The organism is Bacillus sp. AFS029533, from assembly GCF_002585125.1.
Taxonomy (GTDB): Bacteria; Bacillota; Bacilli; order Bacillales; family Bacillaceae_G; genus Gottfriedia; species Gottfriedia luciferensis_B.
Map to the genome: position 1 here is coordinate 1 of NZ_NUQC01000014.1, position 17,298 is coordinate 17,298.

Here is a 17,298-nt window from a genome sequence, read left to right on the forward strand (position 1 = left end):
GTTCACTTTGTCGCGTCATTTGCGACTTTTTCATATTAACATCTCTTAGAAAGCGAGTCAACATTTTTTTTATTTTTTATTACTTCATTTCGTTTTTTGTCGAACCATCTTGGCGACGTATATAAATATAACATCCTAATTAGGTTATGACAAGCCCTTTTTTTCATTTTTTTTTATAAATGATAAAAAAATTATAAATAGTACGAAGGAAGTGTAATACGTAATGTCGAATTAGCAATAAACTATATAGAAAAGGGGTTTAGAAAATGGATCTACAACCAGATATCCTCATAAAATTACTAGTATCAGCAATGTTAGGTTCCGTTATCGGTTTAGAAAGAGAGTTAAAAAGAAAACCTCTTGGATTAAAGACATGCCTTGTTATTTCAATAATGAGTTGCCTATTAACAATTGTTTCTATTAGTTCTGCCTTTTCATTTCATGGAAGTGATTATTTAAATATAACAATGGACCCGTTACGATTACCGGCTCAAATAGTATCAGGAATCGGTTTCGTTGGAGCTGGTGTAATTCTTCGAAGAGGTAATGATACAATAGCCGGGTTAACAACAGCTGCTATGATTTGGGGCGCATCGGGTATCGGAATAATTGTTGGGGCTGGCTTTTACGCCGAGGCTTTAGCAGGTGTAGGTTTATTAATAATAAGTGTAGAATTAATTCCTTACTTAATTAACAAGCTTGGTCCTAAAAGATTAAAAGAAAGAGATATAAGTTTAAAGCTAACAGTAATAGGAAGAGAAAATATAAATATTGTCATTGATCAAATTACCGCTCAGGATATTACAGTTAAAAACATTAAAATAAAAGGATTAAATAATGATGAACATTATGTCCAAATGAAATTATTAGTGTTTAATAAACGAAGAACGACAGAAATTTATTATGATATTGAACAAATAGAAAACATCCGTGGAATTGAGATAGAAAGTATATAGTAGTGATAAGTTATTACTTATTGGTAAAAATAAGTGTTACGAAATTGCGATGGAGGTATAAGCTTGAAAGTATTTCGTAACCAACCAATCTATTTTAAATCCTATACACTATTTAAAATTACGTTAATTCTATTATCGTTGATTGCTATTTTCGGATCAATCATCCATTTCGCTGAGCCATTTACTTTTCCAACTGTTTGGGACGGCATGTGGTGGTCAATAGTAACTACATTTACAGTAGGTTACGGTGATTACGTACCCCTATCTCCAGTTGGACGTTTTTTTGCAGTTATATTAATTTTACTAGGTACTGGATTTGGTTCTTATTATATGATTTCATTTACAGCACAAACATTTAGGAATCAAGACGCGGATTTTAGAGGTGCACTTACATTTACGAAAAAGAACCATATTATAATAGTAGGTTGGAATGAACGAGTTAAAAATGTAATTAAACAACTACGTGCATCTTCAAACCAGGTCTATATTGTATTAATTGATGAAAGTTTAGAGCTATTACCACCTGATTTAGAAAAGGTACACTTTGTAAAAGGCTCTGCCTCCAATGACTCAGTACTAGAAAGAGCAAATATAAAATTTGCCAATACAATCTTAATTACAGCTGATCAAAATAAAAATGAGCAAGATGCCGATATGCAAACAATTTTAACAATCATCGCTACAAAAGGTCTTAATCAGTCAATTAACTGTATCGCAGAAATCTTAACCAAAAATCAAGTCATTAACGCAAATCGAGCTGGCGCGAATGAATTAATTGAAGCGCATTTGTTAACTTCCTTTGTCATGTCAGGTTCGATTATGCATAGAGGATATTCAGATGTAGTGCTTAAGTTAACAAATCAACTAGAAAACTTTACAGTGAAAATATTGGAAGTTGAACAAAAAATGATTGGAAAATTTTATTTTGATATTGTTGTTGAAGAATTAAACAATGATAAAATGATTATTGGAATCATTCGTGATAAACAAACAATCATCAGACCCGATAAAAGTATTAAAATTACAAAAGATGATTTTCTGATCTTACTTACTTAACAATTGCTATCAAAAAAGAGCCAATCCAAAAGGTTTGGCTCTTTTTTGATAGACAAATTCTAAAACTTGATTTTCAGACTGATTGCAAGCGCTTGTCTTTCGAGGCGCGAAGCCTGGTGAGGAGCGGAGTTACCTAAAACGGTAATGAGCACCGCAGACAGGCGAAGCAACGAAGAAAGCGAGCGTTTGGCGGGCAGTCTAAAAGAGCCAATCCAAAAGGTTTGGCTCTTTTTTTATAAAAGTTCGTCCTCAATTCTCTTAAGAATTTCAAACCCTTTTATTTGATATTTTCTAGGAACTTTTCCATCTTTTTCAATTGGTTCTTGGAACTGGTTTAATGATCCAGTTAAATTCCCCTCTAAACCAACATTATCATCTAGCCCCTCATTATAAATATGAGTTAATAAAAAGGGAGTCTCAAATTGTATAACAGCCCCATTCATATCTAATGAACCTGAAGTAACATTAAAAGGTAATCTTAAATATTGATACCCGTCATCATCCTGCATTAATAAGTCAAAACTCCCATGATCATATTCCCAGTTTGCTCCAATTACAAATCCATGATTTTTTAATTTCCCCTCAATGTCATTAAGCGGAAATATTGCATTCTCTAATTTTGATTTTAAAGGATACATGCTTTTCTCCTCCTTTTTTCAATAGTATTTTCTTATTAAGTAAAAACATGAATTTTAATTTTAATTTCAAAAAAAAACCGTTGTTAAAGTCATTTTTAACAACGGTCTTTTAGTCATAATATTATTTTAATCGTTCTTCTAATTGCATTTTTAGTTCTTCAAATCCTGGTTTACCTAATAATGCAAACATGTTCTTCTTGTATGCTTCGACACCTGGTTGATCAAACGGATTTACTCCAAGTAAATATCCACTCATCGCACAAGCTAATTCAAAGAAGTATACTGTATAACCGAAAGTATACTCATCTAATTTTGGTAAAGAAACAATTAGATTTGGTACTCCACCGTCAGCATGAGCTAAGATCGTACCTTCAAAAGCTTTTTTATTAACAAAATCTACAGTTTTACCAGCAAGATAATTTAATCCGTCAGAGTCGTTATCCTCAAGTTCAATTGTTAATTCATGGCGAGGATTTTCAACAGATAAAACTGTTTCAAATAGATCACGTCGACCTTCTTGTACATATTGTCCAAGAGAATGTAAATCCGTTGAGAAGTTTGCTGAAGATGGATAGATACCTTTTTGGTCTTTCCCTTCACTCTCTCCAAATAATTGCTTCCACCATTCTCCAAAATATTGTAATGATGGCTCATAGTTAACAAGCATCTCGATTGTTTTACCTTTGTTGTATAAAACATTTCGAACAACTGCATATTGATATGCTTGATTATCTTCTAATTCTGAAGAGTTATATTCTTTATATGCATCTTGTGCACCCTTCATCATTTGTTCAATATCAATACCCGCTGCAGCAATAGGTAATAAACCTACTGCAGTTAATACTGAATAACGTCCACCTACATCGTCAGGAATAACAAATGTTTCATAACCCTTTTCATCAGCAACAGTTTTTAATGCCCCACGTGCTTTATCAGTTGTAGCGTAAATACGATGTTTAGCTTCTTCAGCACCATATTTTTCCTCTAACAGTTTTCTAAAAATACGGAATGCAATAGCTGGTTCAGTTGTTGTCCCAGATTTTGAGATAACATTAATAGAAAAATCCTTATCCTTTAAAACTTGAGTTAAATCATGCATATATGTAGAACTAATATTATTTCCTACGAAGAAAACTTGAGGTGCTTTTCTTTCTTCTTTAGAAGCGATATTAAAAAATGAATGTTGTAACATTTCAATTGCAGCACGTGCACCTAAATAAGATCCACCGATACCAATTACTAAAAGAACGTCTGAATCTGATTTAATTTTCTCTGCTGCTTTTTGAATTCGAGAAAATTCTTCTTTGTCATAGTCATTAGGTAACTCTACCCATCCTAGAAAGTCGCTACCTGCTCCTGTTTTTTCATGAATTGTATGGTGAAATAATTTCACTGCATCCCTTAAATAAGATATTTCATGATCTTGAAAAAACATTTTTGCTTTTGAATAGTCAAATTTAATATGAGAAGTCATACTTCAAACCTCCTTAAATAGTTGTAATACCTTTACAATGTACCTAATTAAATAATTGAAAGCAAGTAAATGCAATTATATTTATGTGAAAAAATTAACAAAAAATTTAAAGACATTTCTTCTTATAATTTTTTTTGAGTACATAAACAAAAATAAATGAGGAAAGCTATGTTAGAAGGTCATAAAAAGGAGGTTAACCTATATGAGTACATTACAACGTATTGCACTTATTTTTACAATCATTGGGGCTATAAACTGGGGCTTAATTGGATTTTTTCAATTTGATTTAGTTGCAGCAATTTTTGGTGGTGCAGATTCTGCTTTTGCTCGAATTATTTATGGTATCGTTGGTATTTCAGGATTAATTAACCTTGGCTTATTATTTAAACCTTCAGAAGAGCTAGGAACACATCCTGAAACAAATGAAGTAAGATAATTGTAGACGAAATTAGTCTCTTATCTATACTTTTCTAAGAATTAAAAAGGAAGGGTAAATTCCCTTCCTTTTTAATTCGTCATATTTTCTTTCTTCATCTCAACGCGAAGCCATTCATTTAATTTTTTATGCAGGGTGCTAAATCCATCTGGTTTAAGCTCTCTTAATAGTCTAGCTGCATGTTTTAAGTTCTCGTCACCATTAAATCCTTGATCGATACTTGCTCCTTTTAAAGACAAACTTATTTTTCCTGTCATCTCATCAATAGACAGTACACGTACATTTACTAATTGCCCAACAGAAATATAGTCTCGAATATCGCGAACATATCCATTAATAATTTCGGAAATATGTACTAGTCCTTGTGTTTGGTGATCAAGTGAAATAAAGGCACCATACGTTTGAATCCCTGTTACTTTACCAGTGTAAACTTTTCCAATATTGTAGTTTTGTGCCATTCAAAACACTCCTAATTTTCGTTCAATTCCACTAAATAAATTTTAGCACACACAGACCAACTTTTAAAGTTTGCTTACTACTCATAAATGGCACTTCTTTTCTAAAATCCTTTTACTTATTATAGTCACTTTAAAGGTTGGGCTATTTCAATTATTTTAAATAAATACTTGTCTCTATTAGAATTGACGAAAAACTTATAATTTAAAAGTATTTTAGCAATTTGCATATCATATGGTGACATACAGGGCATTACTAGATAAAGCATGTATTCCTTCCGTTTGGACATAATAATCCAAAAAATAAGAAGGAGAGTTTGGATGATGAATCATTCTGGAACAATGCAGTCAACATATAAGGTTTCTGGACTTGATGTATATTATGAACTTTACGGATACCATAATAGCAATAAGCAAGATTCAAAAGTATTTGTATTAATTCACGGTTTTTTATCATCTTGCTTCAGTTTCCGAAGACTAATCCCTTATATCTCAAAAGATCATGTTGTTGTCGTAATTGACCTACCCCCATTTGGTAAAAGTGGAAAACATTTAAATTTTAAATATTCGTATGATAACTTTGCAAACGTCGTTATCTCTCTTGTAAATCATTTAAATTTGCAAAACATTTATTTAGTCGGACATTCTATGGGCGGGCAAATTGCTTTATATGTAACAAAAAAAGAACCGGAGCTTGTAAAAAAAGTGATTTTATTATGTAGTTCAGGTTATTTAGGAAGGGCAAATCCACATTTAATAATTTCATCTTATTTTCCTTTTTTCTATCTATATATTAAAAGGCATTTAGCTAAACAAGGTATTATGAACTCACTCATTTCAGTTGTTCATAATCAGAAGTTAATTGATGATGAGATGATAAACGGATACAAGGAACCTTTTTTGCAAGATGAGATTTTTAGAGCATTAACAAAGATGATTCGTGATCGAGAGGGTGATTTAAGTCCTGAAGATTTACAAAATATATCTGTACCTACATTATTAATTTGGGGTGAAAAAGATAAAGTAGTTCCATTAGAAGTAGGAGAAAGATTGCATCGCGATTTAAGGTATTCAACTTTATATACTTATCCTGAAGCAGGACATTTAATTCCTGAAGAAATTCCTGAACATATTTATGAACGGATATCAAATTTTGTATAAGAAAAAGAGTCCTCAAAATTGGGACTCTTTTTCACATTTATTCTATTTCAAATATCGGCAAAGTAATAATAACCTTCAATCCTTTACCATCTATATTCACAAATTTTATCTTACCTTTGTGTTGGTCAATAATATGCTTTACAATAGCAAGTCCTAATCCGGTTCCACCTTCGTTTCTAGATCTTGCTTTATCTACTCGGTAAAACCTTTCTCCTAAATGCGGAATCTCTTCAGACGGAATTCCCTTTCCTTCATCTAAAATTTCCAACGTGACTTGTTTATCTTGAAATAGTGAAATATAAATCGTTTTACCTGTAGGTGTATAACGAATTGAGTTATCAAGTAAATTGTGGATTACCTGTTGAAAACGGTCTGGGTCAACATTTGCGATAATCGTCTCATCTAAATTCTTTTGAATTTTAATATTACGTTTAATGAGGATTTGAGAATATGTTTCGATTGTATCTTCAATTAACTGAGCAATTACGTTAGGTTCTTGACTAAGTGGAAATTGCTGGCCATCTAATGTAGCCAAGTCAAGTAAATCTCTAACTAATCTTTGCATCCGACTAGCCTCTTTCTGAATGATACCAACATATTTTAGTTGTTGTTCTTGTTTTATTACACCATCTAGTATTGCTTCACTATATCCTTTAACATAACTTAACGGTGTTCTTAATTCATGAGAAACATTGGCTAAAAACTCTTTTCTATTTTCATCTTCTTTTTGTAAAGAATCAGACATTGAGTTAAACGCAGTAGCTAGTTTTCCTATTTCATCACCACTATTGTAGTGGATCCGTTCGGTGTAATCACCATTTGCCATTTTATAAGATATTTGCTCCATTCTTGATAAAGGCTTAATCATTTGTTTTATTATACTTCTGCCAATTAAAAGAATAATGAAGGCAAATAACAATGTACTAATCGTAAAGATCCATTTTGATTGTTGGATTAATTCAGTAACACTCCTTAAAGGTAAGTGTAAGTATATAATCCCTTCTAGTTTTTCTTTTTTTACAACCGGAACAACAACTCCGATTATTTGATGCTTAAATCTTTTTTCAAATCCTGTCTTCGTAATCACTTTTCCTTTTAATAAAGTTTCACGATCGTCTTCAGTAATGAAAGATTCGTGGCTTACATTATAGGGGATACATGCACTTAAATCTCTTGGATTGCTAATAAATAAAACATTAGCATTTGAAACAGCATCAAATTTTGAAACAAATTCTGAAAAGTCATTAACATTATTCGTTTTATGATAATGTTTTACTAAACTTGTACCTTCTTGGATTAAAGTGGAACGAACATACGAAACATATAATTGCTTATATGCAAACTGAAACATTAAAAAGAAAAAGATTGTTGTACAGATTACGATTAAACAAATCGTTAACCAAAGCTTTTGTAAAAACGATAACGAATAGAGTAATTTCCTCATCCGTTTATCCCGAATTTATATCCTACACCCCAAACCGTAGAAATATAATCTGCATCCTGTCCTAATTTAATTCTTAATGTTTTTATATGTGTATCGACTGTTCTAGCTGTACCAAAATAATCAAAACCCCAAACCTTTTCTAAAATTTGTTCGCGGCTAAAAACGTGGTCTTGGTGCTTACAAAAGAAGAGAAGCAAATCATATTCTTTTAAAGTAAGCGATAAAGGTTTATCCGATACAAAAGCATTCCTAGACTTTTCATTTATTTTGATTTTGCCTATCTGTAAAACGGTAGCATCCGTGTTTTTCGTTCTTCTTAAAACTGCATCTACCCTTGCAATTAATTCTCCTGGACTAAATGGTTTTACGATATAATCATCCGCTCCCATTTTTAATCCATTTACCTTATCCCACTCTTCACCTTTTGCTGTTAAGAAAATCACTGGTACATTTGATGTTTCCCTAATCTTTTTACAAAGGGTCCATCCATCCATTATCGGCATCATTATATCTAAAATTAATAAATCATAGTTTGATTGACTTATTTTTAATAATGCGCTCTCACCATTATTTGCTCCATCCCAACTATATCCACTATTTTCTAAATACATTCCAACCAATTGACAAATTTCTTGTTCATCATCAACAATTAATATCTTTCTTTCAATCATGTCGAATACCCTCTCTTAACAATAATTGAAAAGGTCCTCTTCCTACTGCAACTTCTTTTTCAATTTTCATCGTTGTCGTATTTATTTGGTACAGCTTGTTTAAATCATAGCTAGCTGCATATGCGGTATGTTTAAAACCAATAGCCGTATATGGATTCGATCCAACTTCAATAAACTTAGTCTGATTAACTACATTCGGATTTAGCTTATAAATTTGATTTGTTCCATGGGCGATTGTAAATAATCCATCTTCATTTTGAAAAAACGAAATAGGCATTAATGGCGTATGAAGAGTCTTTTGTTGCTTACCAGTGATAGTTGAATAAACTTTTACGTTCTCATTTTCCACTTCACCATTTCCATGTCCCCCAACAAATAGTTCAGATGAGTCTTTGTTTAATAGTAAGCCTACCGATGTGTAAGGCACTTCGATCGTTTGTTCAATTTTAAAACCATCCAAGTTAATACCAATCACTTTTCTCTCGTTAAACAAACTAACATATAATTTATGATGAATCGTATCTTCAACCATCGAAATTGGATTTCTACCTATTTTAATTTTTTTAAGAACTTTACCCTTACGATTAAAAAATGTAATGTTATTCTTCTTTCCATTCGTTACAGCAATCACCTGATTACTTTTTAAAGAAATTATATTAGTAATACCAGTACCAGCATTCCAACTATCGACATGGTCCCCTGTTGAAAGATGATAAATATCTATTTTGGGATTTGTTGGATGATATACGGCAATATCTTCTCCGTTTTGTAATAATACCGCTCCACTTACATCCCTATTTAAATTCCAATCTGTTACTTTATGTAAATCATCTAAATTCAGGAACGTTAAACTTCCCACTTTTTTGTTTACTGAAATTAGGACATTTTCCGAATCCTTAATATGTGACATATTACTTGGCACACAGCCGGTACAAAATAAGAAAAGTAAAATCGTACTGAAAATCGAAATCTTTCTCAAAATATTCACCCCCATAAAAGCGATATCAGTCAGTAGCTCTTGACTTCAAGCTTTTATATAAAAGAGGCTATCCTTCTATTCATCAAAGATCGGATAGCCTTCATTATTATTTAATTTACTGTGACTTCTTTTTCAGTATGGTCATGTAGTTCCCCTTTTTCAACATGAACCTTTACTGTATTTGTTCCTTTTTCTTTAAAGGTATACTTAACATCATATTCACCTGGTGCAACTTCTTTTGCATCAGTATAGTCATGTTTGCCTTGCTCATCTTTCCATGTTTCAATTCGCACATTCGCTTTTTCAAGCGGTTTTCCATCATTCGTCATAAGATGAATCGTAAAGTGATTTTCTTTATTTACATCTATATTTTCAGTGCCCATTAAATGAATCATTACATCGCCATGATGATCATCTCCACTGTGAGTTTCATGCTCACTCTTTTCACCATTACTATTGCTAGTTGAGGTAGTAGTTTGAACTTTAAAATCTTTTTTAGGCATTGAATGTTGATCCCTTGCAGTGACATGTGCAATTACATAATAATCTCCTGGATCAGTAAATTTGTATGTAGCCGAATAAATACCATCTGCACCGTTTTTTGCATCAAGCATGGCAATACTATCTTCACCATTTTTACCAATTTCAAATTGAACTTCATCAGCGTCAGAAACAGCTTTATTATTTTGACTAACTTCAGCCCGTATTGTAATTTCTTTATTTAAATTAATATCGGATGTCGGCAGAAGTATATTTACATCAACTGGTTTTTCGACTACTGGTTCCTTCTTCTTTTCATTAGAACATCCTGCAGTTATCATAATACTTACAATTAATAAACTTAATAATTTTTTCATATGTATTACCTCCTAAGATTCTGCTAAATTTATACAGATCTTAAATTTTAGATCGATAAAGTTAATGTTTAAAAAGCGCTTGGTTGATCAGATTTTAGTTAGTCTATGTAGTTAATAAATTCACAAAAATAAATCTATCACAAAAATGTGATAAAAATGTGATGTAAATAAAAAAAGAGACCTTCCTTAGTAAGTCCCCATTTTGAATTACTTTATTCACGTAATGATTTTTTTTCTTTTGATTCCATTAATTCTGTTATACGCTTTTCTTCTTTCAGCGATGCCTTTTTAATTAAATAAAAAGTAATAAATGCACCGATCATAAAAATGATTAATGAAATAACGGCAGGTATATACTCTGTTTTATCTTCAGGAAAATATAAAAACTCCATCATAGTCCCATCACTCCCACTGCCAATTATACAAAGTATTCTATGATAATCAAAGTAAAATGAAGAAATGTTCAAAGATTTTAATTAAGTTGTTTCTTGTTGATTTCCACTACAGGATGGTCGCTTTCCGTGGGGCGAGACCTGAGCCTCCTCGTCACGTTCGTTCCTGTGGGGTCTCAGCCTTCCCGCACATCCCACAGGAGTCGACCATCCTTTCGTTCCAATCAACTTATTCTTTTAAAAAAGTTATTCTTAAAATATTTTTAATCATTAATCAAATGAATGGCTCTTCATAATCAAGTAGTTAGTGAAATCAACAACGACTTACACATCAAAAATATTTAAAACATTTAAATCAATCCCCTTATTGCCCTTATAAAAATGGATTGGATATTAAACAAAATTACTCTTTTAACAAAAATAAAAACCAACTGATTTAAAATCAATTGGTTTTTAGTATGAAGATATTCTTTTCTTTAGTAATGAAAAATCAATTAAGTCTCCTAAAGTCGCTGGTGCAGGTTTTTTCATGTATTGCTTATCTTTTTCTACTAATTTATAAATATGATATGTTGTTAATGCATCGTCTAGTGCTTTGTGGTGATTTCCAGTTCCATCTTTTCCATACTCTTTCATTGCGTTCCAAAGACCAGTTTGATTTTGGTTACCGAAGAAGGTTTTATACTCTAGACATAAGTCTCTTACTTCCCCATGAATTGGGAATGATATATTCGCAGCCTCGCAATTATGTTTTAATACCCTCATATCCATGTTGCCCCAAGTAATTACCGTGGTTCTATAGTTTTTTGTCGCTTCATTTAATATTTCTCCAAGTTCTTTTAACTGTATTCCATGGTCAACATTTTCTTGAGAAATATTTAGAAACCTTTTGCATCTTGAGGATAACGTTGGAAATTGCAGCGGTTTAACAAATGAAGAATATGTTTGATTAATCTCATCATTAATGACACTTACAAAACCAACTTCAATGATTTCCGGAAAAAATTTAATTCCTTTTGATTTTCCATCGGGCATTGTAAATTCAAAATCAATAAACAGGAACTGCTCTTTCATTTCCTCACCTCCAGAAAAATAAATTTTCTGATTTTTACTTATTGTCTTATATGATTAACGAATATTCAAGTAAGACAAATTTCCTATTTTCTACTTTATTCCTTATTTTATTAATACAACCAATTTGTGTAAAAAATAACATAAGATACCCATCAAGATGAAAAATCGTGTTAAAATAATATCGTTCGTTTAATTAATTCTTTAAACGAATTAAAAAATAGAAAGTATATAGAGGGCTATTATGAAAAAAATTATTGGATTTATTATTATTATAATAAGCTTTCTTGTCTTTTATTTCACATCTCAGCAAGCTATGATGGCATATGAGACCTCAAAACATATTCCCAAAAAGAAGGTAGAAGAACTGCCTGTTGTTTCTTTATCACAGAACAGTGTTTTTTATGATCGAAATAATAATCCTTTTTATATTCCTGCTTCTGGTGATAATAGAATTAATTTAAAAAGCGGTGATATTCCGCAACTAGTAAAAGATATCTTTATTTCTACCGAAGATCGATATTTTTATTCACATAAAGGTATTGATTTATTTGGAGTTGCTAGGGCATTTATGGTGAATGTTTCGAATAGTGGAATAGAACAGGGAGCTAGTACGATTACACAGCAACTTGCAAGAAACTTATATTTAACTCAAGCACGTACAGTCGAACGTAAAATTAAAGAGATTCAAATCTCTTTGCAACTTGAAAGGCAATATTCTAAAGATGAAATTTTAGAAATGTACATTAATACAATTTATTTTGCCAATCGAAACTATGGAATTGAAGCTGCAAGTAAAGCATATTTTAGCAAATCGGTAAAAGATTTGAGTATTGCTCAAACAGCTTTCGTTTGTACAATTCCAAATAACCCAACTTTATATGATCCTTTGAAAAACTTTAATAATGCTAAAAAGCGTCAAGAAAGAATTTTAGGTATACTTAGAGATCAGGGAAAAATCACTGAACAACAGTACACTGCTGCTATGAAAGAAAAAATTACGCTTAAGAAAGATAGTAAAACACAGGAATATCCTGATTACTATTCTTACGTAGATTCTGAGCTAAAGAGTATTTTAGCTGGTAAAAAAGGCAAATTTAATACTAGTAAGCTATCAGCAGCACAACAAACTGAATTAAAAAAATTAAAAACTGTTCCAGAGAGAGCATTATATTTACAAAATCAAGGCTTAAAAGTCTATACAAGCTTAAATCCATCAGTACAACAAGCGACAGTTAACGCAGTTAATCGAGGAACAATTTCAACAAATACACAAGGCGCAGCAGTTGTAGTAAGAAATGATACACATGAAATTATTGCAATTTCTGGTGGAAGAAACTATGAACCTCACAATCTAAATCGAGCATTCCAATCATATAGACAGCCAGGTTCAACAATTAAACCATTACTAGTTTATGCGCCATATATCGAAACCTTTGGTGCTACACCAGATACAAAAGTAAACGCAGATAACTACTGTAAAGGCACGTACTGTCCTAAAAATGATAGTAAAAAAGAATACGGGGATGTAACTATACGTACTGCAATGCAAAACTCATTTAATACGGCTGCAGTTCGATTATATGAGCAACTTACACCACGTATAGGTTATTCATACTTAGATAAGTTTGGGTTTAGAACGATTACAAATGAAGACCGTGTAGAGCTAGGTCGTGCTCTTGGTGGCTTCAATGTCGGTATGTCACCATTAGAAATGACAGATGCATACTCTACATTTGGAAACAATGGAGTATTCTATGAAAATACCGCTATTAAAAAAATCACGTTAAGAGATGGTACCGTATTATACGATAATGAACCTAAAGCAATTCGTGTTTACAATCCATCAACGAACGAAACTATGAGAAGCATGTTAAACTCTGTAGTAAAAGATGGTACTGCTAAACATATCTATATGCCGTTAAACTATATTGGCGGTAAAACAGGTACAACTAACGATAATACGAATCTATGGTTCATGGGATTAACTTCAAACTATACAATTGGTACGTGGATTGGTAATGATAAACAAAGAATTCCAATTCCTAAAAACTATTCTTATCCACCTACTCAACGCATATGGCAAAACATCGTTGTGAATGGCCATTTATATTAATCTATAAACAAAAAAGTAGCACTTTTGAGATACTCAAAAGTGCTACTTTTTTTAAAATGGCATTGAAGTTTTAAATTTAGCTAGAACTGTAAAAGCGCCATATACTACTCCGCTTCCTACTAATCCCCAAATGATTAATTGGATCATTATAAAACCAATGACCCCTACAATTGTATAGTTAGATCTTTGCTTAATTAAAAATAAAATAAAAAATGCAATTACTGATACTATTAAACTAATAGCAATATACACTAAAGATTTATTTAAAAAGATAGCAATTAATCCACCAATTAAAAAGACAAAAGAATATTTCTTAGTTGCTAATAAGTCTATTCCTTCATTGTCCTTTGAGAAAAGTAGTAGCGCAAATTGCCAGATCATATCAGAAATTAATTTGAATCCACTCAAAACTAAATAGAAAAGAAATGCTATACCTAGAAATGTAAGGATTCTAATTTCCTTCTCTGGAAGTAGATCTGTAAGTGGTTGTAGAATACCAGATACTGATAAAAAGTTTATAGTCATTTGAAAGAAGTTTAATGTAATGGCGACCGTAAACATGATAATTGATAAAAGTGCATTAAAGCCTGTGTAATATATATTTTTCATCGAATGTCTCCTTTCTTCTCTATCTCAAGAAATTAAATCCTTAAATAGTGGATGTCTCACTTATCTTCGAAATTTTATATACACAACTTAATTATTTTACCATAAGTTTAAGATAAAATTGATGAGTTTCTATTTTTTCTTTTTAGAAATAATCATTTTAAATTACATTTTAATATTTAAGAAACCTGACTGACCAATTTACCAAGTGTCATTAGTTTGATATCCTCGATCATAAAAAAAAACTGCTAAATTACAATTGTAATTTAGCAGCTCTTTATGTTAATTTCGTTTATCTTTAATCGCGACTGTACATCTTGAGATACAAACTAACTGCTCATCCTCGGAGTAAATTTTTATATCCCAAACCATTGTCGTTTTACCTGTATGTACTGCAGTTCCGATTGCTGTTACGACACCGTCACGAACAGAACGTAAATGATTTGCGTTTATTTCAAGGCCAAAAGCAAGTTGATTCTCTTGATCAATCATCGAAAACGTTCCTACACTCGCAACTGTTTCAGCTAAAGCAACTGAAGCACCACCATGTAAATAACCAAACGGTTGATGTACTTTTTCCGTTACCTCCATTTTCATCACTACTTTGCCTTCCTCAACAGACTCTATCGTCATGCCTAATGCATGCATTAAGGTCATTTTCTCTTCCATAACGCCTCCACCTCTCCATTAAAGCTTACTCACTTTAAACAACTCTGTTTCGTCTTTCTTGTTTGAACAAAAAATTATGTTTAACAATTTCTATTTTATTATAAAATTTTACTTATTTTAAATTCGAGATAATGAAAAGATTTTCCTTTTATTCAAAATAAATTTCCTATTAACGTTGTAAACCCCTTGCTATAAATGCAAGGGGCATGTTTTTATAGTACACCATCAAATCGCTTTTCTGCATATTCTTTTAAACTACTCATTTGTTTTACTACAATTCGTTTTGTGAACCAACTGAATATGAAGCCCGTCATTTTAGCTACTACTGAAGACATATCCAATCTACATTCATAATCTAACCGGGTTTGATTTGATCCAACAGAAAAAAAGCGATAGACTGCATCGGCAGTAAAATTAGTATGCTTTAATCGAATACCTAATTCTTTTGGCGGGCTATAAGAAATGATTTCGCCATCATATTCTCGAATTTCCCCATCTTCTTCTAACTTTTGCTTAAACTTATGACCAACTGGTTTTTCTCTGTTAAAATTTTCGTCATACTTATTCTCTATAAAACCATCCATCCACTTTTTTATATGCTCATCTGAATCAACAACTTCAAATACAGCTTCAATTGGTGCATTAATGGTTAAGCTATAATTTATTTTTTCCATAATCTATTCTCCAATTTGATTCTTTGATTGCTGTCTAAATACTTGTAACGAGTTTTGTTCATTCAATTCTTTAAGATCCGATTCTGTAAATCTTCCTGACCCTTGCTTTATTATATAAACAGCCAATTTCTTCTTTCCCCAATGCTCAAATACATCTCCAACAGTTTGAAAATATAAATCCAAATGATTTCCTTTTACTGCTGCACCTTTATCTGCTACCACTCCATATCCATACCCAGGAATAAATAATACCGTTCCTATCGGAAATACGTTTAAGTCGGCTGCAATGGTTGAAAATAAATCCCTCTTTACTTCCACACCTGAATAAGTAATGCCATAAGAATGGTCTTTAGGACTTTTCCCTGTCGATTCTCTCCCGGCTGTATAACCAGTTGCTGTAACTGTTACTTTTTTATAATTATTCCAATTCGTATTATGTTCGATGTTTTTTGCCATCGTAATCATTATGCTCTCATTTGTGATCGTTTTATTTTCTTCAGCAAATACTTTATTTATTGCAATTGAATCACTAAACCAGCCTTTTATCGTAGCCACTTGAATATTTGCAAGGATTTTTAAAGAAGAAAACAAAGCAATAATGAATAAAATAGATAAAATAACACGTCTAAATAATTTTTTATTTATACCCAATGAATCATTTCACTCCTTTTCATCTTTTCATCTTTCCCTAAAACAAAAAAAATATAAAAAAAACTTTCTCATACTTGAGAAAGTTAGAAGTTAGAACATTTGATATCCATTTTTTCTTAATGAAAGGATTACTACTCCTGACATAATTGCCCCTACTAAACCAGCTGTTAAAATAACAATATCACCAGTTCCTACTGCCATTAAGTTTGTTTTTAATGTCTCAAAAGCTACAGTAGTATTAGTAAAATATTTTACCGTACTAATCTTGTCCACAATCATAACGATTAATAGTGGATAGATTACTACCATAAACCAAGTAGTTCGAAAAAGCATATTTGCAAGGAAACCGATTCCAAAAGCTAATACGAAAAATAACAAAATTGAAATAAGTAAAACTGGAATACTCATCACCATATAAAAAACACCCCACATTTTTTCTATATACAGTGTAAAACCTTCTTGTCCTATCGTCAATTTTAAAAAAATTCAAATTATTGAAAAATCATTTAATAAAATGATAGGTTGTATATTGGAATTGATCTCCTGGGTTTAAACCTTTAACCACATTCATTGGTTTATTCGGAGGATTTTCAATTAAGTATTTGATTAATAATGAAGATGTAGGATCCTTAAGTAACTCTTCTTCAGAAATAAAACGTGCATCTGATAACTCTTCTTCTTGAATCGATATTGCTGTATCATCTGCCTGTAATAAGAAAATTAACATATTATCACTAATTTCTTCACGAATAACGCCAGTCCTAACACCTATTAAACCGATTAAAGTTGCATTTACGCCTGTTTCCTCTTTAATCTCTCTTAAAACTGCTTGGTCAACTGTTTCATCTTGTTTCACAAAACCTGCTGGTAAAGACCATAAACCTTTTAAGCCACTATATTTTTTCTTTACAACTAACCATCTTCCGTTAGAGTCTTTCACTAAACCAGCTACCCCTAGCCATACATTGCTTCTTTTACTCATCTATTATGAC

General features: G+C 31.7%; 20 protein-coding genes. 5 read left to right on the forward strand and 15 right to left on the reverse strand.

Annotated features, from left to right (window positions below; genetic code table 11):
* The first annotated feature begins 266 nt into the window (after positions 1 to 266).
* Both COE53_RS07220 and COE53_RS07225 read left to right on the forward strand, forming a co-directional pair.
* The gene (locus COE53_RS07220) at positions 267 to 956 is read left to right on the forward strand and encodes an MgtC/SapB family protein (RefSeq protein ID WP_091023560.1); all 690 of its coding nucleotides are present in this window, start codon (positions 267 to 269) and stop codon (positions 954 to 956) included.
* 63 nt (positions 957 to 1,019) lie between these two features.
* Entirely contained in the window at positions 1,020 to 2,012 is a 993-nt protein-coding gene (locus tag COE53_RS07225; RefSeq protein ID WP_180242398.1) for a potassium channel family protein, read from the forward strand.
* A 233-nt stretch (positions 2,013 to 2,245) separates the two neighbouring features.
* Here COE53_RS07225 and COE53_RS07230 read toward each other — a convergent pair whose 3' ends face one another.
* Together COE53_RS07230 and COE53_RS07235 are read right to left on the reverse strand one after the other, a co-directional pair.
* Positions 2,246 to 2,650: a YugN family protein gene (locus COE53_RS07230; protein WP_069034796.1), complete on the reverse strand. Its 405-nt coding sequence runs from the start codon at positions 2,648 to 2,650 to the stop codon at positions 2,246 to 2,248.
* Between the two features lie 121 nt (positions 2,651 to 2,771).
* A complete protein-coding gene (locus COE53_RS07235) occupies positions 2,772 to 4,124 on the reverse strand; it encodes a glucose-6-phosphate isomerase (protein WP_069034797.1) in 1,353 nt (450 codons plus the stop codon).
* 202 nt (positions 4,125 to 4,326) lie between these two features.
* On the opposite strand from COE53_RS07235, the gene COE53_RS07240 reads away from it, so the two are divergent.
* Positions 4,327 to 4,560, forward strand: a complete 234-nt coding sequence (locus COE53_RS07240; protein WP_056468643.1) for a DUF378 domain-containing protein — start codon at positions 4,327 to 4,329, stop codon at positions 4,558 to 4,560.
* Positions 4,561 to 4,631: 71 nt separating this feature from the next.
* On the opposite strand, the gene COE53_RS07245 is transcribed toward COE53_RS07240, so the two are convergent.
* Positions 4,632 to 5,018 (reverse strand): CvfD/Ygs/GSP13 family RNA-binding post-transcriptional regulator, encoded by a 387-nt coding sequence (locus COE53_RS07245; protein WP_056468646.1) that lies wholly within the window; start codon positions 5,016 to 5,018, stop codon positions 4,632 to 4,634.
* 321 nt (positions 5,019 to 5,339) lie between these two features.
* Between COE53_RS07245 and COE53_RS07250 the strand changes: the two genes are divergently transcribed.
* On the forward strand, positions 5,340 to 6,176 hold the full coding sequence (locus COE53_RS07250) for an alpha/beta fold hydrolase (RefSeq protein ID WP_483295425.1): 837 nt from the start codon (positions 5,340 to 5,342) through the stop codon (positions 6,174 to 6,176).
* Between the two features lie 37 nt (positions 6,177 to 6,213).
* Here the strand turns inward: COE53_RS07250 and COE53_RS07255 are convergent, their stop codons facing one another.
* From COE53_RS07255 to kapD, 6 genes are all read right to left on the reverse strand, one after another.
* A complete protein-coding gene (locus tag COE53_RS07255; protein WP_286162544.1) occupies positions 6,214 to 7,620 on the reverse strand; it encodes a sensor histidine kinase in 1,407 nt (468 codons plus the stop codon).
* The gene (locus COE53_RS07260) at positions 7,617 to 8,291 is read right to left on the reverse strand and encodes a response regulator transcription factor (RefSeq protein ID WP_069034799.1); all 675 of its coding nucleotides are present in this window, start codon (positions 8,289 to 8,291) and stop codon (positions 7,617 to 7,619) included. The genes COE53_RS07255 and COE53_RS07260 overlap by 4 nt, the downstream gene beginning before the upstream one ends.
* Positions 8,284 to 9,270 (reverse strand): YncE family protein, encoded by a 987-nt coding sequence (locus COE53_RS07265; protein ID WP_069034800.1) that lies wholly within the window; start codon positions 9,268 to 9,270, stop codon positions 8,284 to 8,286. The genes COE53_RS07260 and COE53_RS07265 overlap by 8 nt, the downstream gene beginning before the upstream one ends.
* Before the next feature lie 110 nt (positions 9,271 to 9,380).
* The gene (locus COE53_RS07270; protein ID WP_069034801.1) at positions 9,381 to 10,127 is read right to left on the reverse strand and encodes a FixH family protein; all 747 of its coding nucleotides are present in this window, start codon (positions 10,125 to 10,127) and stop codon (positions 9,381 to 9,383) included.
* A gap of 212 nt (positions 10,128 to 10,339) precedes the next feature.
* Positions 10,340 to 10,522, reverse strand: coding sequence for a hypothetical protein (locus tag COE53_RS07275; RefSeq protein ID WP_069034802.1), 183 nt, complete (start codon positions 10,520 to 10,522; stop codon positions 10,340 to 10,342).
* 450 nt (positions 10,523 to 10,972) lie between these two features.
* Positions 10,973 to 11,593: a 3'-5' exonuclease KapD gene (kapD, locus tag COE53_RS07280; RefSeq protein WP_069034803.1), complete on the reverse strand. Its 621-nt coding sequence runs from the start codon at positions 11,591 to 11,593 to the stop codon at positions 10,973 to 10,975.
* A gap of 241 nt (positions 11,594 to 11,834) precedes the next feature.
* On the opposite strand from kapD, the gene COE53_RS07285 reads away from it, so the two are divergent.
* Positions 11,835 to 13,706 (forward strand): transglycosylase domain-containing protein, encoded by a 1,872-nt coding sequence (locus COE53_RS07285; protein WP_091023551.1) that lies wholly within the window; start codon positions 11,835 to 11,837, stop codon positions 13,704 to 13,706.
* Between the two features lie 51 nt (positions 13,707 to 13,757).
* Here the strand turns inward: COE53_RS07285 and COE53_RS07290 are convergent, their stop codons facing one another.
* From COE53_RS07290 to COE53_RS07315, 6 genes are all read right to left on the reverse strand, one after another.
* Positions 13,758 to 14,315, reverse strand: a complete 558-nt coding sequence (locus tag COE53_RS07290) for a DUF5366 family protein (RefSeq protein WP_098947619.1) — start codon at positions 14,313 to 14,315, stop codon at positions 13,758 to 13,760.
* A 279-nt stretch (positions 14,316 to 14,594) separates the two neighbouring features.
* On the reverse strand, positions 14,595 to 14,981 hold the full coding sequence (locus COE53_RS07295) for a PaaI family thioesterase (RefSeq protein ID WP_025671788.1): 387 nt from the start codon (positions 14,979 to 14,981) through the stop codon (positions 14,595 to 14,597).
* A gap of 212 nt (positions 14,982 to 15,193) precedes the next feature.
* Entirely contained in the window at positions 15,194 to 15,655 is a 462-nt protein-coding gene (locus COE53_RS07300; protein WP_098947621.1) for an SRPBCC family protein, read from the reverse strand.
* Positions 15,656 to 15,658: 3 nt separating this feature from the next.
* Positions 15,659 to 16,306, reverse strand: coding sequence for a 3D domain-containing protein (locus tag COE53_RS07305; RefSeq protein ID WP_069034807.1), 648 nt, complete (start codon positions 16,304 to 16,306; stop codon positions 15,659 to 15,661).
* A gap of 90 nt (positions 16,307 to 16,396) precedes the next feature.
* Positions 16,397 to 16,714 (reverse strand): YuiB family protein, encoded by a 318-nt coding sequence (locus COE53_RS07310; RefSeq protein WP_056469021.1) that lies wholly within the window; start codon positions 16,712 to 16,714, stop codon positions 16,397 to 16,399.
* Between the two features lie 94 nt (positions 16,715 to 16,808).
* Entirely contained in the window at positions 16,809 to 17,288 is a 480-nt protein-coding gene (locus COE53_RS07315) for an NUDIX domain-containing protein (protein ID WP_098947623.1), read from the reverse strand.
* Positions 17,289 to 17,298 lie beyond the last annotated feature (10 nt).

Bases quoted from the DNA above. Each gene is read 5' to 3' on its own strand.
- COE53_RS07220 (WP_091023560.1), top strand. From the start codon at position 267: ATGGATCTACAACCAGATATCCTCATAAAATTACTAGTATCAGCAATG.
- COE53_RS07230 (WP_069034796.1), bottom strand. From the start codon at position 2,650: ATGTATCCTTTAAAATCAAAATTAGAGAATGCAATATTTCCGCTTAAT.
- COE53_RS07235 (WP_069034797.1), bottom strand. From the start codon at position 4,124: ATGACTTCTCATATTAAATTTGACTATTCAAAAGCAAAAATGTTTTTT.
- COE53_RS07240 (WP_056468643.1), top strand. From the start codon at position 4,327: ATGAGTACATTACAACGTATTGCACTTATTTTTACAATCATTGGGGCT.
- COE53_RS07245 (WP_056468646.1), bottom strand. From the start codon at position 5,018: ATGGCACAAAACTACAATATTGGAAAAGTTTACACTGGTAAAGTAACA.
- COE53_RS07250 (WP_483295425.1), top strand. From the start codon at position 5,340: ATGAATCATTCTGGAACAATGCAGTCAACATATAAGGTTTCTGGACTT.
- COE53_RS07255 (WP_286162544.1), bottom strand. From the start codon at position 7,620: ATGAGGAAATTACTCTATTCGTTATCGTTTTTACAAAAGCTTTGGTTA.
- COE53_RS07260 (WP_069034799.1), bottom strand. From the start codon at position 8,291: ATGATTGAAAGAAAGATATTAATTGTTGATGATGAACAAGAAATTTGT.
- COE53_RS07270 (WP_069034801.1), bottom strand. From the start codon at position 10,127: ATGAAAAAATTATTAAGTTTATTAATTGTAAGTATTATGATAACTGCA.
- COE53_RS07275 (WP_069034802.1), bottom strand. From the start codon at position 10,522: ATGATGGAGTTTTTATATTTTCCTGAAGATAAAACAGAGTATATACCT.
- kapD (WP_069034803.1), bottom strand. From the start codon at position 11,593: ATGAAAGAGCAGTTCCTGTTTATTGATTTTGAATTTACAATGCCCGAT.
- COE53_RS07285 (WP_091023551.1), top strand. From the start codon at position 11,835: ATGAAAAAAATTATTGGATTTATTATTATTATAATAAGCTTTCTTGTC.
- COE53_RS07290 (WP_098947619.1), bottom strand. From the start codon at position 14,315: ATGAAAAATATATATTACACAGGCTTTAATGCACTTTTATCAATTATC.
- COE53_RS07295 (WP_025671788.1), bottom strand. From the start codon at position 14,981: ATGGAAGAGAAAATGACCTTAATGCATGCATTAGGCATGACGATAGAG.
- COE53_RS07300 (WP_098947621.1), bottom strand. From the start codon at position 15,655: ATGGAAAAAATAAATTATAGCTTAACCATTAATGCACCAATTGAAGCT.
- COE53_RS07310 (WP_056469021.1), bottom strand. From the start codon at position 16,714: ATGAGTATTCCAGTTTTACTTATTTCAATTTTGTTATTTTTCGTATTA.
- COE53_RS07315 (WP_098947623.1), bottom strand. From the start codon at position 17,288: ATGAGTAAAAGAAGCAATGTATGGCTAGGGGTAGCTGGTTTAGTGAAA.